Genomic DNA, 17,558 nt, shown 5'->3' on the forward strand with positions numbered 1-17,558 from the left:
ATTGAATATTTTTTCAGTTCATTATATATTTATTATATATTAAATGTTTACATTTTAGAAGAATTATACTTTAATAAAATAAAATATATACTTTTTAAAGAAGTTAGGTGTAAATTATGTTTTCTTATAAAAATTTATCTATAAAAAAGTTAACTCTAATTATTTTTACTTGTCTTTATTTAATCTTTTTACTTGTTACTACTTTTAATTTATATTCTTATTCAAAGTATGAATTTAACAAAACTGAAAAATTAATAAAAAACTTCAATATTAGCTTTAGTAACCAAATAGAAGAAAAAATAAACACTATTTCTGATGTTTCTAAATATCCTTTACTTATACCAGAAATAAGTACGTTGCATCAGACATTGAGAGATACTGAAAATTTTCAAATATCACATTATAACTACTTAAAATATCTTTGTGAAATGATGCTAATTCAAAATAATTATATAAGTGGAGCTTATATTTATGATTTAAAAGGCATGGGTGCATTTGCAAGCAGAAACAGTTCTCACTATAAACTTATAAATCCACTTAATGAAAATTGGTTTCAAGAAAGTTTAAGTTCATCTTCTGCTACTTCAATTTTTGCAAATATTAATTCTAGTAGTATTTTCGATATAGACTATTCAAAAGGTAAAAATCTTATACTTCTTACACGAAAAATAATAGATATTAATACAAACCAAATTACAGGGATGCTTTTAGTTACTTTATCAACTGAAGAGTTTAATAATATATTAAACTATGATTTACCATTTAATAATGAAGCTATCTCAATTTATAGTTCTAGTGGTGATTTAATTCTATCAACAAATAAAGAAGAATCAGAATTCAACTATTTTGACAAAGTAAATTTTAATAGTTCTGAGCCGTCAATAAATTATATATATGAAGATGCACCTTATGTTATTTGTTCTAATCCAGTTAATATTTCAAATTGGATAGTAATTAATAAAATACCAAAGAAAGATGCATTTAAACTAGATAATTTATACATTATCTTTTTAATTACTAACATACTATTTTTTCTAATTTCATCAATAATACTGTATCTATTCTTTACAAAAAGAATTTTTAATCCAATACAGTATCTTATTAACAATATGTCTTCAAACTCTATAGAAAATAATTTAAATAAAAACTTTAGATATGATAAAGATGATGAGATTGGTAAACTTGTTAATTCGTATAATGACATGAAAGGTCGTATTAATAGTTTAATAAATATAAACTATAAGAATCAAATAGAGCAAAAGGAATTAGAGCTTCGCCAGCTTCAAAATCAAATCAATCCTCATTTTATATATAACACTTTAGAATCAATTCATATGATGGCGGAAATTAATGATGATTTAGAAACCTCAACTATGGCAGAATACTTTGGTTCAATAATAAGATATAGCATGAATAGAAAAATTAATACAGTAAAGCTAAATCAAGAAATGGAAATAATAGATAATTATATTTACTTACAAAAAATAAGATTTGATCAGCTTTTTACAATAGAAAATATTATCCCCGAAGAATTACTCAATTGTGAAATAATTAAGATGATAATTCAACCACTAATTGAAAATGCTATTTACCACGGATTAAGTAAATGTGATAGTAATGGGAAAATAATAATTCAAGGTCATCATATAGATAATAATTTATTATTAACAATATCTGATAATGGCATAGGCATTGAAGATGAAAATTTGAAGGATTTAAATGATTATATTAATGATAAAAATAATAAATTCAGTAGCATAGCATTAAGAAATATAAATCGTAGACTAAAACTTAATTATGGGAAAGACTACGGACTTGAAATATTTAGCGTATATGGCAAGGGTACCTCAATGGTACTAACATTACCTTATATAATAAAATAAATAAAAATTCCACAGTATAAACATCTTATTTTTACACTGTGGAATTTATTATAGTTAACTTATATACTATATTTTCACTACTTTACAAGTTTTAAATGAATTAATTTACCTTTGAAATCTCCATGTAAATTAGTTAAATTAATTCCAGCATTCATTAATGCTCCACCAGAAATAATTTTTCCAGTTTCTTCACTTTTATAGAATCTATCTTCTAGTAATCCTTTTAATTTTATTCTTCTGCTATGGTAATTTGGTCTTCCAAAAACTTGCACACAAGTTACTAAAACTTCACTCTTATCTTTAGAAACTACTGACCAAGAATCAAAAGAATTATTTTCAGAAAAGTTTTCTATTCTATAATAGTCACCAGTTCTTACTAAGTCATTATACTTGTGATACATTTCTATTTGTTTTGGGATCATATCTCTATCTTCTTGTGGGATTCTTGTTACATCAAGCTCGTATCCAAAAGTACCAGCCAAAGCTACATAGCCTCTAGTTTCAAAAGGTGTAGTTCTTCCAACTGTATGATTTGGACAATCACTAACATGCGCACCTATAGCTGAAAGTGGATATACCATAGCTGTTCCCTCTTGTATTTTCAATCTTTCAATTGCATCAGTATCATCTGAACACCAAATTTGAGGACTATAATAAAGCATTCCAGGATCAAACCTTGCCCCTCCACCAGAACAGTTTTCTAATAAAATATGTGGAAAATCTTTAGTTAATCTATCCATCATATCATATACTGCCAAAACATATCTATGGAATAATTCTCCTTGGTTTTCTGACTTTAATCCAAGGCTTCCCAAGTCTGTTAGTTGCCTATTCATATCCCATTTCACATAAGTTATATTTGCACTAGATAAAACTTCTTTTATACTATTATATATATAATCTACTATTTCTTTTCTTGATAAATCTAATACATATTGTTCCCTACATAATGCAGGCTCACGACCTGGTATCTTAATACACCAATCTGGATGTTTTCTAAATAGCTCTGAGTCTCCTGATATCATTTCTGGTTCAACCCATATTCCAAACTCCATACCAAGTTTGTTCACTTCATCAACTAAATTTTTAAGCCCGCCATTTATTTTGTTTTCATTTACAAACCAATCTCCTAATGATGAATTATCAGCATTACGCTTCCCAAACCAGCCGTCATCCATAACAAGCATTTCTATTCCTAACTTAGATGCTTCTTTTGCAATAGATAACAGTTTTTCTGTATTAAAATCAAAATAAGTTGCTTCCCAATTGTTTATTAATATTGGGCGCTTTTTATCTTTATATTCGCCTCTTATTAAATGATTCCTATATAGATCATGGAAGGTTCTTGTCATCTTTCCTATACCTTCATTTGAATAAACCATAACTACTTCAGGTGCTGTAAATTCTTCATTCTTATTTAATATCCAATTAAAACCTTCTGGATTTATTCCCATTACAACTCTAGTTGTATTAAATTGGCATCCTTCAATTTGTGAAAAGAAATTTCCTGAATAAACAAAATTAAATCCATATACATTTCCATAATCATCTGTTGCTTTGCTATCTAATAATGCTATAAATGGATTATCTTGATGACTTGATTCTCCTCTTATAGTTGATACAACTTGTTTTCCATAACCAATTTTCTTTCTTTGTACATGCCTTTCTCTAGCCCAAGATCCATGAAGTGATATCATATCATAATCCATACCATCAAAATCAATGCAGGTAGATAATACCTTTGTTAAATTAATTTCACCTTCACTTAGGTTTTTAACTTTTACACTTCTTGTAATAACATCTAAATTCTCAAAAGTAGTATAAACAAGTACAACTTGTAAATCTAAATATGTATCTACACAAGTTATTTCAAGGCTTGTACACTCATTTTCATTTCCAAATGTAGCAGGTAACCCTTTAAGCTCTCTTTTCCCTTTATAAATTTCATGTGATTTATATTCAAGCTTTACTTCTGAATGTCCATTCTTATCCTTAACCCTTATTGATGATTCTCTAAAGTCTCCGATTCCATGAGTTGAGTATTCAAAAGGGAAACTATCATAAAAGGATACTCTATCTCTATTATTTTTAGATGGAATATATGGTGGCTCTTCAATCCTCATCAAATAGTTTATATCTTCATCAATTACTTTTTCACCAAAATAAACATGTCCTAAAAATTTTTCTTCATCTACAATAGAAATAATATACGATGTATTTTTTGAGTCAAGCTTAAATACATTATACTTTTCTATAAATCTAATACCCATATTCTATACCTCCATATATAATATAAATTTACTTTTAACTTAATTATAACGTTTACTTAAAAATATCATAAATATTAATCATGTTCAATACTATTTAAAAATCAAATAATATTTGCAGTAACATCTTATATATTGTTTATATTATAAAAGCACAGTATCAATTTATATAATCAATTTAATTATATAAATTAATACTGTACCTCTAAATCATTTTTATTAAATTCTATTTATCTTTTACTTCATTTTTAATATACTTTTGTATATATATCTTATTAGCAAAAGCCATTACCATTGATCTTACTATCTCAGATTCAATTGTAACTTTCCTTGCTGAACTTGGCTCTGAAAAATCTCTTGTAGTAAATACTGATTTTAGCGCCTTTTCAAGTTCTACACAAAAAAAGTCATACGCCTCCTCTATAGGGCAAGTATCTATTTGCTTTCTAATTAAATAACATATTTCTTGTAATGTAAATACTTGCTTTAATGTGCAAACTACAATTAAGTAAGCTAAATGTTTTTCATCATATCTTTTATCTTTTGGAGGATAAACTACCTTTTGTTTCACATAATTATTAAGCATTGTAGGTGTTAATAATTTTTCTTCATTATTAATATTTATTTCTTTTAATACATCTTCTATATATACAATGACTTGGTCCTTATATAAAGAAACTTTTGGCAGTTCATTAAACCTTGGGCAATGAAACTCTAAAATATTTCTATGAACTCCACACTTATTCCCTTTACCCATACTGCCTCTCCTATTTTTATAATTATTTTAATAAATCATGTTTTTTTATTACTTGTATCGCAACACATCCTGGTCCACCTTGAGTAGTAAATGCAGGACTTAACAACTTAATTTCTATATCTGCATCTTTAATGTCTTCTAATATAATTTCTTTAGTCTCGTTTGCTAAATCTTCTTTGCAAGCATGAGAAATATAAATCTTATAATTAAAATCAATATTTTTCTCTAAAAATACTTCAGTTATCTTTTTAACTGCTTTTTTATATGTACGCTTAGTAGTAAACTTTTCAAGAGATTTACAGTCCTCTGAAAGAGTCATAACTGGTACTAATTTAATGGCACTTCCAATCTTACCAACTATAGATGACACTCTTCCCCCTCTTACTAAAAAGTCAAAGTCATGAGGAATTAAAAATGAAGTTGATGTTTCAATAAATTTATTTAATTCATTTACTATTTCACTTCTTGTGTATCCAGCTTCTACAAGCTTAACAGCCAAGTCAACTAAATATCTATGTGGTCCACATAAAGTCTTTGAGTTAATTACATCTATACGCTCTGGATTATTATCCATATTTCTTGCCATAAATGCTGAATTATATGTACCTGATAAACCATCTGCCATTGAAATATTTATTATTTCATCTTCTGGATATTTACTATATAAATCTAATACATGTCCAATAGATGGCTGTGAAGATTTAGGAATATGACCTTCGTTAATAATATCAATAAACTCTTTCGTGTTTATATCTTCATACTCCCTATATGTTTTGTTATTAATGCTAACTGAAAGAGGTGCAATATCAATATTATTAGCTTGTCCCTCTTCTATAGAATAAAGTGTAGATGAGTCTGATACAATTTTTATCATCTTTTTTTCTCCAATTTCGTATTTTAATCTAAAATATGTAGTTTTAAAAACTATTTGTTTCAGATTATCATACTAAGTAATCGATGTCAATGATAATATATAAACATTTTGAGAAGTTTTTTTCTATTAATATAATTTATTCTAAAGCACTAAAAGCAATTTAATTTAGGAAACTTCAATCGAAGTTTCCCTCATACATTCTAAATTATATATTGCAATCTTCCATCCATATGCCATATATTTTAAGTAATATAAACTTTAGTCCCTTCAGGAATATTATCATATATCCATTTTGCATTTTCCTTAGCCAATCTTACACATCCATCTGATAAAGCCATTCCAAGCCTTCCATCTCTTACACTACCATCTAAATTATAAATTATTGAGTGAAATAAATAATTTCCTTTAAACTGTGTATAATACCAACATTTATATCCTTTCTCAACTCCAAAATACAATCCTTTAATCCCTATACTAAATGTTCCCTTTGGTGTTGGAGTAGCCTTTTTTCCAATAGTACATATATAGCTATGAATAAGATTCCATTTATTTGTTGATCCTTGAAATATGTTGACTTTAAACTTTTTAGTATCTACCCATATAAAATATTTAGTTGGACTAGAAAAATTACCGGAATTAACAAATGCAATGGCACTATCACTATAATCTTCTCCTCTACTTATTATAGAAAAAATTTTATTAATTATTTTCAAAATATTATCTCCCAAATAAATACTTTCTAATTATACTATTCAGATAGAATTAATTGATGAAAATAAATATATATTTTTTTATAATTATTTATCATACTATCCATTAACCATTCATTTGACATTCTATAGTAGTTAATATAATGAATCATTTTTATTCTGATATAAAAAATTATGATATATTTCCCACTTTAATAATAAATTTATCTTTTTATAAACTTGTCATAATATTCTATACTTTCCTTTAATACTTCCTTATTATATTAATGTTTTATTGTCAAAGACTTACTTTCTTACCTTTGCTTTTATTTAACTTATTAAGTAAACTCATCATAATAACTTAAAGGAGGATGATGCATATGTGGGGCTTTGGAATTAAGCTCTAGGTGTGGTTATTTAAATATCTCATATTATGAGTATCTTCACCTTAACTTTATAGAGCTTAATAAACCAACTATATTTTTTAATTATTTAAATTATTAATTAGAACAGATATATTATATAAAGTTAATGAAAGAGGTATTTATTATGTCAAATTTAGCATTTAAAGTATATGAAAGAAATATAAAAACAAATCAAAGTAAACTTAGAAAAACTGGGCAAATTCCTGGAGTAATATATGGAGAATTCCTTGATCATACTATTCCAATAAAAATGTGTAATGCAGAACTTAGAAGAATGCTTAGAAAAAATAATAGCGGATCTATTATAGAAGTTGAATTAGATAATAAAAAATTTAATTGCGTAGTTAAAGATGTTCAGAAAAATGATCTACATGAAATTTTACATGTAGATTTTCAATATATTAAACCAAATGAAATTATTAAAATGAGAATTCCTATAAAAATTATTGGACAAGAAAATCTAGAGTCTAGGAGGTTAACATTAGAAACTCATAACTTATTTATAGATTTGCAAGGAAATGTTGAAAAAATTCCTGAATCTATTGAAATAAATGTTTCTAGTATGAATGTTGATGATAAGGTCTTAATCAAAGATATTGTTATTCCAGAGGATATAACAATTTTAACTGACCCTAAAACTCTATTAGCTGTAGTAAGTAGTCAATATATTTAATTCTATTTTATTTTTTAATATCTATAAAAAGAAAAAGCTATACACTGCACTGTATAGCTTTTTCCATGGCAAAATATACTTTAATTTTAAGAAGTTATGAACCTTATACTATTAGCTAGAATAATTATCTAGAGTAGAACTCAACTATTAGGTTTTCATTAATTTGTATTGGAATTTCTTCTCTTAATGGATATCTAGTATATACAGCCTTAAATTCATCTAAGTTAGATTCTATGTAAGGTAAAGTATTCACATGTCCATTTATGTTTGCAATATAATTTGGAGATTTTCTCGCCTTTTCTGTTAAAGAAATCTCTGTTCCTGGTTCTACCTTATATGATGGAATATCAATTTTCTTTCCATTAACTAAGATATGTCCATGATTAACCATTTGCCTTGCAGCTCTTATAGAATTAGCAAATCCCATTCTATATACAAGGTTGTCTAATCTTGATTCTAATCTTAATAATAAAGCTTCTCCAGTTGTACCTTCTTTAGTTTTAAAAGCATCTTCAACATATTTTTTAAATTGCTTTTCTAAAACTCCATAGTAAGCTCTTAACCTTTGCTTTTCTAATAGTCTTACACCATATTCTGATAATTTTTTGTCTGCTCTACTTGTTCCCTTTACAGCTCGATTCATAGCTTTAGGATGTCCGGAAACATTTAAGCCAAGTCTTCTACACTGTTTAAATCTTGGGCCTCTTTCTCTAGCCATGGTTTCCCTCCTCTTTAAAATTAAATTATGTTGATATAATATCACACTCTTTAAGTAATTGAAAATCATTATCATTTAGTTTAAGCTTATTATCTTAGTTTATTTTTAAATTCCTTAATATTCCTCGCTAATTGATAATCTTTCTCATCGATATTATACCATAGCTCTATTTTCAATTTTATCTTATCCATCACTATAAATATTATTCTGCAAATCTAATTCTATATTTCTTTATTTATATTAATTTTTAGCTATTTTCATTATTTCTATAGCATGATTAGTTAATGTTTCAAAATCTCCTGAGTTTACCATATCTTTATTAGTTATATAATTACTAATTCCAGCACCTACAAATCCTAATTTTAAAAATTCTCCTAAGTTTTCTGGAGTGACACCAGCTGCTGCTATAAATTTAACATTATTTATTGGCCCTAATATATCTTTAACATATTTTAATCCTAAAGTACCTGCTGGGAACAGTTTTACAAAATCTGCACCAGCCTTATGAGCAGATAAAATCTCAGTTGGAGTCATGGCACCTGGTATAGTTACTAATCCTAATTCATTTGCTAGCTTTATTATTTCTGAATCTGAATTTGGAGATAAAATATATTCTGCTCCTGAATTTTTTGCAGCCTTAACTTGTTCAGTTGTAATAACTGTTCCTGCTCCAAACTTAACTTTGCCACTAAATTTAGAATTTAATTCTTTAAGTGCTTCTGAAGTTTTTTCTATACATTTTTCATCACCTTGATCAAATGTTACTTCTACTAGCTTAACTCCACCTTCATACAACGACTCTACTAGTTGAACTAGCTTTTCTCCATAAATCCCTCTGCAAATTGCAATTATTTTATTTTCTTCAATAAAATTGATTATATTTTTTTTCATTTTGTACACCTTCTAAATATATTTTTCTATTGTTTATCTTATTATAACACTATTTTTATTAATTTAATTTAAATGTCTTTATAAACCTATTATATTATATATCAAATTTAATTAAATTAAAAAGAGCTTGAAATTAAATCCAAACTCTTTTAATAAATTATTAGCCTATATTAAAGCTCATCACCATTACTATCTATAACTTTTTTATACCAGTCAAAGCTCTTCTTTTTTCTTCTTTCTAATGTTCCATTTCCTTCGTTATCTTTATCTACATATATAAATCCATAACGTTTTTTCATTTCCCCAGTTGAAGCAGAAACTATATCTATACATCCCCATGGTGTATATCCTATTAAATCAACACCATCTTTAATAGCTTCTTTCATTGCTTTAACATGTTCTCTTAAATATTCAATTCTGTAATCATCATTTATAGATCCATCTTCTTCTACTTTATCAACAGCACCTAAACCATTTTCTACAATAAATAAAGGCTTTTGATATCTATCATATAAAGAGTTACAAGTTATTCTAAGACCTAATGGATCTATTTGCCATCCCCATTCTGAAATTTTTAAGTTAGGATTTCTAACAGTTTTAAAAACATTCCCTGCAGTTTGGCCTTTTAGCACTTCTGGATCTGAACTTGCACATCTGCTTGAATAATAACTGAATCCAATAAAATCTACTGTATTGTTTTTTAATATTTCTTCATCATTTTCTCCAAACTCTATCTCAATTCCATTTTCTCTTAAAAATCTTTTTGCATATCCAGGATATTCCCCTCTTGATTGCACATCAATAAAGAATAAATTTTCCCTATCCTTTGCTTTTGCTAATAATACATCTTCTGGATTACATGAGTAAGGATAAAACTCTCCTGCTGCAAGCATACATCCTACCATTGAACCTGGCATTATTTCATGTGCCATTTTTGTAGCTAATGCACTTGCTATAAGTTCATGATGAGCTGATTGATATTTTATTTGAAGTTCATTATCACCTTCTTCAAATCTAACTCCTGCTCCCATAAAAGGTAAATGTAATATCATATTGATTTCGTTAAATGTCATCCAGTATTTAACCTTATCTTTGTATCTTGTAAATATAGCTTCACAATAATTTAAGTAAAAATCAATAAACTTTCTGTTTTTCCATCCACCAAACTCTTCAATAATTCCAATTGGTGTATCAAAATGACAAATTGTAACTACTGGCTCAATTCCATACTTAATCATTTCATCAAACATTGAATCATAAAATTTTAATCCCTCTTCATTTGGAATAGTTTCATCTCCATTTGGGAAAATTCTTGACCATGCAATTGATACTCTTAAGCATTTAAATCCCATTTCTGCAAATAATGCTATATCTTCTTTATATCTATGATAAAAGTCTATAGCTTCATGTGAAGGATAATATTCATTTTCTAATGGTCTTAAAACATCTATTTTCCCTTCCATAACTTTACGTCTATTTGCTCCTGCTGGACAAAGATCAACAGTTGTTAAGCCTCTTCCACCTTCTTTATATCCACCTTCACATTGGTTTGCAGCTAAAGCTCCTCCCCATAAAAAGTTTTCTGGAAATCTATTGAAATCTTTAGTCATAACTAATTCCTCCTCTATTTTTTAAGGAAGTATCTATAAATTCTTCTTTAGATACTTCCTTATATTTTCATAAGTTTTAAATTTAATTGTTTTCTAGTTATTAAATAATTAAATCTTTCTTAGTAAGAATCAATTATTTTATTATAAACTCAAATTAATTTCACCTTTTAATAAATTTAGTCAACTTCATTTTTATTAAAACTTATATATTAAAGAATACTTATAATAGTATCTCCAGCCTTAGCTGCTTTTAAGTTCATAGGTAAAACTTCTAAATAATCCATAGTATTTGTAACTATAACAGGTGTTGTTAATTCATAACCTTCCTTTTTAATAGCTTCCATATCAAATTCTACTAAAGTATCTCCAATATTCACTTTATCTCCATCTTTTACAAATGATTTAAAGTGTTTACCTTCTAATTGAACTGTATCCATACCTACATGAATTAAAACCTCTGCTCCATCATTTGATTTTAACCCTATAGCATGTTTAGTTTTGAACATCATTTCAACAGTTCCATTTATCGGTGATACTACTTTACCCTCTATTGGCTTAATTGCTATTCCTTTTCCCATCATTTCTGATGCAAAAGTTTCATCTTTAACTTCACTTAAAGGTACTATTTCTCCATTTATTGGACTAGCAATAGTAATTGCATTACCTAGAGCCTCTTTATTCATATTTTCATCACTCTTATCAACTACTTCAGTATCAGTAACTTCTTCTTTATCTCTATATAAGATTAAACCTGCTGCAAATGATACAGCCACACTTATTACAGCTCCTATACAAGCATATACAAAGTTCATCATTGTTTCTCCACCAATATAGCTTGGTAATGTTAAAAATCCTGGAGAACCACCTGAATAGTTTGATACACGGAATAATCCTAAGAACAGACCACCAATTGCTCCTCCTATCATAGATGCATATAATGGAGTTTTAAATCTTAAGTTAACACCATATAAAGCTGGCTCAGTAATACCACATACCGCTGTAATACCTGCTGAAGATGCTAGTTGTTTGATTTCTTTATTCTTAGTTTTAAGTGCTACTGCTAATGCTGCTCCTCCTTGAGAAACATTTGATGCTAACATTCCTGGGTAGATTATTGTATCATATCCCATAGTCATACGATTGTTTATTCCTATTGGTATAAGCCCATAATGAGTTCCTGTCATAACTAATAATGGAGTTAATCCACCTATTAAAGTAGGTACTAACCAGCTAGCATAAGATTCTAAAGTTTTTATAGCTAATCCTATTTTATCACTAATTATATATCCTAAAGGTCCAATTACTACTAATAAAACTATTCCTGTAACTAATGCTGTAATTAATGGTTTTGTAAAGAATTTAATTGCTTTTGGTGATACTTTATCTGCAATTGGTTCAACATATGACATAAACCAAACACCAAGTATTATTGGTAAAACACTTGAGCTATATGATGCTAAAGAAATTGGTAATCCAAATACTGATATAGATGTTCCTGCTTCTTTTGCTGTATTTACCATTGTAACAAATGTTGGATGAAGCAACATTCCTCCAAGCATCATTGCTAAGTACTGATTGCATTTAAACTTCTTAGCTGCTGAATTTGCAAGAAGTAAAGGTAAGAAATAGAATGCAGCATCTGCCATAAAATTTATAACTTGATAACTTTGAGAATCCGTAGATACTAATTTAAATGCAGTTAATAATGCAAGAACTGCCTTCATCATACCTGCTGCCGTTATTGCTGGTAATATAGGTGTAAATATACCTGTTATTGTATCTATTACCTTTGCAATAGGTTTACGATCATCAACTTCATTAGATCCATTGCTATTTCCATTTTCAATATTGCTAATTTTGATAATTTCTTTGTAAACATTATTTACATCATTTCCTATTATTACTTGATATTGACCGCCTTTATCAACAACTCCCATGACTCCTTGAGTGTTTTTAAGAGCATCTGTATTTGCCTTCGATGTGTCCTTTAAGTTAAATCTTAATCTTGTTGCACAATGTGTTAAATTTGATACGTTTTTTTCTCCGCCTACTTTTTCTAATATTGACTTAGCTAAATTTTCATAATTCATAGCTTAATTCCTCACTTTCAAAATTTAAATTATTTAAGTTTTGAAGAATTAAGGTTTTGCCTGATCAAGTCAGTTACAATCCTATGAAACTTCCGGTTAACAAATTAATTTTCCTGCTATCTCCTCCGAACATATTTATTTATCAGTATATAATAAAAAACCTAAATTAACTCATAAATATCGTACTAATGAATATAAATAAATCTTGATAATACGCAAGTATAGTATAGTTCATTAGCTAAATTTTAATCATTAATTTAGGTTTTGCCTGATCGAATCAGTTACAATCCTAAGTAAAATTTAAATCTATATTAATTTTTAATAATTCTCTTTTACAACTCTCGCTGTATGTACTATTAAATATAGTTTTTCTTCTTTTGTTAATTCATTATTAAATTTTTGTTTTATAAATCCTTCTATTTTTCTTGTGCACTCATATGATTTTGGATATTTATTCTTAATCATTTCAAATAACTCATTATCATTATCTTCATAGTATTTTCCATTAACTAATCTTTGTGCAAAGAATTTTAAATGAGTAATAAATCTATAATAATTAATTGATTCTTCGTCAAAATCAATATTAAAATGATATTTTACAATTTTGAGAATTTCATTAATTAAATTTATAATATCAACTATTTGAGGCATATCTTGACTTAATTCACCATTTAAAATATGAAGTGCTATTGATGCTGCTTCATCTTCTGGCAACTCTATATCCACTTTACTTTTTATGATTTCCAATGCCTTAAGTCCAATTTCAAATTCTGATTTATGAAGTCTTTTTATATCCCAAAGCATTACATTTTTCATTTCTAAATTATTTTTATATCTGTTTATAGAAAAGCTTATATGATCAGTAAGTGTTAAATATATATTTTCATTTAGTTTTGTTCCTAATTTTTCTTCTGCATATTTAATTACTTCTTCAGCAATTTCTAGATTTTCTACAGGGATATCATTTACTAATGCAATTAACTTATCATTAATGCTTTTATTCGTTAAAACAAATATCTTGTCTACTTTTTCCTTATCAACTTCATCACCCTTCTTCTTTTGAAAGGCTATTCCCCTACCCATAACAACTGATTCTTCATTGTTTTCATTTATAATTGTAATAACATTATTATTTAACACTTTGTTTATTAGCATATCTCTAATCTCCTTCATCTTAATTTTTTATTAGAAATATTTATCTTCTATAAAAAATAATCTCATTATATATTTAGCTTATTAATAAGATTTATTCTATTTTCGTATAAAAAAACCCAAATCAATATCAAATAGTTATAGTTTCTCCACTATAACAAATTTGGTATCAATTTAGGTTTTGCCTGCTTTCCAGTAACAATCCGTAAATGGATCCGTATTTAATATGGTTATATTCTAATACAATGTGTAAACATTGTCAACACATTTTACATATTAAATTACCACAAAAATATTACATATTCCGAGTTTTTTTTAATATCAATTTATAAGAATTACTAATATTATTCTACTAACTAAGATTGGTTATAACATTCTAGGGATGACCGTCACTATTTTTTCAAGCAATCATTAGGATTTAATTTTATATTTTCCCATCTTCCATTGCTATTTTGAACATATTGAGCTACTTCAATATCATAATCATTAGTTAGGGTATAAAATTGTATTTTATAGTTTTTATTGTCATTTCCCAGGAAATATATATTTTTAACATATCCATCAACTTCTGTTTTGCCCATCTTCTTAATAAACTTACACCAGTTTCCATATTCTATTTCAACTTTTGCAGTTGCATCATATACCCATCCATGATATGGTGCACAAAGATAATTTTCAGGAGTAATATTAATATCTGATATTTTATATTCATTTTCAATTTTTCGCATTTCTATAAATCCATAATAATAAACAAAACTTGCTACATTGTTTTCTAAAGCTTGCATTGCTTCCATTTCATAAAAATATTTTAAGTTTTCATTATCACTTGGAACTTCTTTATACTTAATTAAACTAATATGAAATATATTATAAAAGGAATCTTTATACTCACTAAAACTTACCTTTTTCTTATATTCATCATCAAAAAAATTATAAGCTATTGGATAAGGTCTATCACCATTACCTATAGAACCACACCCTAAGTATTTATTATCCACAGGATTAGCTGCTTCCCTTAAAAGAGAAAAATAATTTAAAATAGTATCTTCTGGGCTCCTTATATACTTGCTTGTTATTGATATATCTTTTACTTCTTTATCATAAAAATCATCCATAAGTTCAATAGCCTCTTTATTATTGTTCAACACTGGAAGCTTTGATGGTCTAAAATATTTTTCATTATTTATTGTTGTCATTACTTCTTTTTCATGTTGTTCTTCTAATTCTTCATTTATAACAAATGCTCCTGCAATAAAATCTTTTCTATTATTTAGTGCTATGTATTTATAAAATATAAGTCCAATACAAAATAAAGCTAATAAACATAGTAATAAACAACCTTTTATCTTTCTAATATAAATTACCATTAAAAACTCTCCATTTAATAAATATCTATTATAATGTTTATTCCAAATAAGTTTGAAAATTACTTAATTTATTGCGAAAGTAAAAGACGTAGTATCAGAAATATATTTAATGTGAAATTTATTCAATTTTAAGTAAGCTTTATTACCTTGAAAAAGTTAATCTCTTATTTTTACAAAAGGGGTCGCGAAACGCGACCCCCTTTATGCTTATATATTAATTTTTTCTAAATGGTATCACAAAACGTTATATCCTTTAAGTTATTTATTTTATTTACTTAAAGTAATTTTTAAATATAATTTTTTATCTATTATTTACATATGCATAAAACTAAATATTTTTAATATTATTTGTAAAAAAGGAAGCTCTAATTTATTTCGAGCTTCCTTTTTATCAACTGCACTAGAATTTATTTTTATACATCTCTTTGATTGTCATAATGTAATTTGTAAGCTTTTATTAAGTTAAAGAATTTTCCTCTTCAGCAACTTTGTTTAGAGCTCGTAAAAATATTTCTGTTGGTTGAGCTCCTGATACTGTAAACTTTTCATTGAATATAAAGAATGGTACTGCATTTATTCCATAACGCCCTGCCAGTTCTTCATCGCCTCTTACTAAATCACTATATTTATTACTATTTAATACATTTATTGCTTCTTCTTTATTTAATCCAACACTCTCTGCTATTCCAGCCAATGTATTAAAATCACTTACGTTTTTAGAATCTGTAAAATATGCTTTAAATAAAGCTTCTGTCATTTCCTCCATCTTACCATATTCTTTTGCAAAATGAATCATTCTATGAGCATCAAAAGAGTTTGTAGGTATTAAAGTATCAAAATTGTATTCTAATCCTAATTCTTTTGCTTGTCTTACTATATTATCATTATTTAACTTAGCCTCTTCATAAGTAATCCCATACTTACTAGCAATAAGTTCATGTATGTTCTTATCGTTGTGCTTTTCTGCACCAGGATTTAATTCAAAACTACGATATATAACTTCTACATCTTCCCTTTTCTCAAAGTTTTCTAAAGCTGCTTCAAATTTGCGTTTTCCTATATAACAAAATGGACAAAATATATCTGACCAAATTTCAACTTTCACTTCTCTTCCTCCTTACTGTATAGATATTTTAATTGATTATTTGTATATTTTTAATTATCTCCAAATTATTTCTGCATTTTTCCTTGGGGTAGTTCTTAAATACTTTATATTAGGATATCCAATAACCATACAAGTTACAATTTGTTTACTTTCATCTAAACCTAAATAATCCATTATCTTTTTATTTCCTTGTGCCGCTCTTATAAAGAAACCACTAAAGAATGTTCCAAGTCCTAATGCATTAGTCATAAGTTCCATATTTGAAGATGCAAGCGCTCCATCTACTTGTGAATTAGATACTACAAGTACTACTGCTGGGGCATTAAAGAATAATCTATCCCCTTTTTTCGGATCAACTTTACAATCTTCATACATTTGTACCCACATCTCTGCATAATTTTTAAGCTTCATAGTTTCTTCTGTTAAATTATTAAGTATCCCTTTCCCCATTTGATTTAAACTTTCTAAAGCCATTTCTCTTAATTTATCAATTCCATCTTTTATAACTATATAAGATACACCTTGACTATTGCTTCCTGTTTGAGTAAATCTACCTGCTTCAATAATTTTTAGAAGTTTTTCATTTTCTACATCTTTATTTTTAAAATTTCTTATACTTCTTCTATACTTGATAAAATTAAGTAAATTATCTTCATCTATTTCAAACTCTTCTTTATTATAGTCTTTCACGTCATCCATATTATATTCATCTGTTGATACTGCATTTTTAGGACAAACTGCTATGCAATGACCGCATTTAAAACATGCAATATTATTTATATTAGCTTTCCCATCAACTAGGTTTATATCTCTTACTATGCAATCATTAATACATAAACTACATCCAATACATTTTTCTTTATCTACTTTCATCATAATATATTCCCCCATTTTCTTTTGACATAACTATAAATAAATTTTATAATTATTTATCATATTAAATTAAATCCAAAATTTCATATTGTGATTATATCATTATAAAATAACATATGTCTAATTGATAATTTTCATAAAACTATAACTAATAGTTATAGTTTTATATGATTACTATAACCTT

The 17,558-nt window shown here is 26.9% G+C and carries 14 protein-coding genes; 2 read left to right on the forward strand and 12 right to left on the reverse strand.

Annotated features, from left to right (window positions below):
* Positions 1 to 116: 116 nt before the first annotated feature.
* Complete coding sequence (locus I2E83_RS10875) at positions 117 to 1,883, forward strand: sensor histidine kinase (RefSeq protein ID WP_195262986.1); 1,767 nt, start codon at positions 117 to 119, stop codon at positions 1,881 to 1,883.
* Positions 1,884 to 1,960: 77 nt separating this feature from the next.
* Here I2E83_RS10875 and I2E83_RS10880 read toward each other — a convergent pair whose 3' ends face one another.
* From I2E83_RS10880 to I2E83_RS10895, 4 genes are all read right to left on the reverse strand, one after another.
* A complete protein-coding gene (locus tag I2E83_RS10880) occupies positions 1,961 to 4,153 on the reverse strand; it encodes an alpha-galactosidase (protein ID WP_195429769.1) in 2,193 nt (730 codons plus the stop codon).
* A gap of 223 nt (positions 4,154 to 4,376) precedes the next feature.
* Positions 4,377 to 4,907, reverse strand: coding sequence for a DUF1836 domain-containing protein (locus tag I2E83_RS10885; RefSeq protein WP_195429770.1), 531 nt, complete (start codon positions 4,905 to 4,907; stop codon positions 4,377 to 4,379).
* 22 nt (positions 4,908 to 4,929) lie between these two features.
* Entirely contained in the window at positions 4,930 to 5,781 is an 852-nt protein-coding gene (locus tag I2E83_RS10890; protein ID WP_195429771.1) for a DegV family protein, read from the reverse strand.
* A 242-nt stretch (positions 5,782 to 6,023) separates the two neighbouring features.
* Positions 6,024 to 6,485, reverse strand: a complete 462-nt coding sequence (locus tag I2E83_RS10895) for a L,D-transpeptidase (protein ID WP_347708060.1) — start codon at positions 6,483 to 6,485, stop codon at positions 6,024 to 6,026.
* Between the two features lie 534 nt (positions 6,486 to 7,019).
* Between I2E83_RS10895 and I2E83_RS10900 the strand changes: the two genes are divergently transcribed.
* Positions 7,020 to 7,568 (forward strand): 50S ribosomal protein L25, encoded by a 549-nt coding sequence (locus tag I2E83_RS10900; RefSeq protein ID WP_195429773.1) that lies wholly within the window; start codon positions 7,020 to 7,022, stop codon positions 7,566 to 7,568.
* A 124-nt stretch (positions 7,569 to 7,692) separates the two neighbouring features.
* Here I2E83_RS10900 and rpsD read toward each other — a convergent pair whose 3' ends face one another.
* From rpsD to I2E83_RS10940, 8 genes are all read right to left on the reverse strand, one after another.
* The gene (rpsD, locus tag I2E83_RS10905) at positions 7,693 to 8,286 is read right to left on the reverse strand and encodes a 30S ribosomal protein S4 (RefSeq protein WP_195429774.1); all 594 of its coding nucleotides are present in this window, start codon (positions 8,284 to 8,286) and stop codon (positions 7,693 to 7,695) included.
* A gap of 240 nt (positions 8,287 to 8,526) precedes the next feature.
* The gene (locus I2E83_RS10910; RefSeq protein WP_195262979.1) at positions 8,527 to 9,177 is read right to left on the reverse strand and encodes a bifunctional 4-hydroxy-2-oxoglutarate aldolase/2-dehydro-3-deoxy-phosphogluconate aldolase; all 651 of its coding nucleotides are present in this window, start codon (positions 9,175 to 9,177) and stop codon (positions 8,527 to 8,529) included.
* A 170-nt stretch (positions 9,178 to 9,347) separates the two neighbouring features.
* Positions 9,348 to 10,787 (reverse strand): 6-phospho-beta-glucosidase, encoded by a 1,440-nt coding sequence (locus I2E83_RS10915; protein WP_195262978.1) that lies wholly within the window; start codon positions 10,785 to 10,787, stop codon positions 9,348 to 9,350.
* A gap of 209 nt (positions 10,788 to 10,996) precedes the next feature.
* Positions 10,997 to 12,877, reverse strand: coding sequence for a beta-glucoside-specific PTS transporter subunit IIABC (locus I2E83_RS10920; RefSeq protein WP_195429775.1), 1,881 nt, complete (start codon positions 12,875 to 12,877; stop codon positions 10,997 to 10,999).
* Between the two features lie 318 nt (positions 12,878 to 13,195).
* Positions 13,196 to 14,032 (reverse strand): PRD domain-containing protein, encoded by an 837-nt coding sequence (locus I2E83_RS10925; protein ID WP_195429777.1) that lies wholly within the window; start codon positions 14,030 to 14,032, stop codon positions 13,196 to 13,198.
* A gap of 389 nt (positions 14,033 to 14,421) precedes the next feature.
* Entirely contained in the window at positions 14,422 to 15,396 is a 975-nt protein-coding gene (locus I2E83_RS10930; RefSeq protein WP_195429779.1) for a hypothetical protein, read from the reverse strand.
* A 457-nt stretch (positions 15,397 to 15,853) separates the two neighbouring features.
* Complete coding sequence (locus tag I2E83_RS10935; RefSeq protein ID WP_195429781.1) at positions 15,854 to 16,501, reverse strand: DsbA family oxidoreductase; 648 nt, start codon at positions 16,499 to 16,501, stop codon at positions 15,854 to 15,856.
* Positions 16,502 to 16,555: 54 nt separating this feature from the next.
* Positions 16,556 to 17,377, reverse strand: a complete 822-nt coding sequence (locus tag I2E83_RS10940) for a nitroreductase family protein (RefSeq protein ID WP_195429783.1) — start codon at positions 17,375 to 17,377, stop codon at positions 16,556 to 16,558.
* Positions 17,378 to 17,558: the final 181 nt, after the last annotated feature.

The organism is Clostridium sp. D46t1_190503_E9, from assembly GCF_015555225.1.
GTDB lineage: Bacteria > Bacillota > Clostridia > Clostridiales > Clostridiaceae > Clostridium.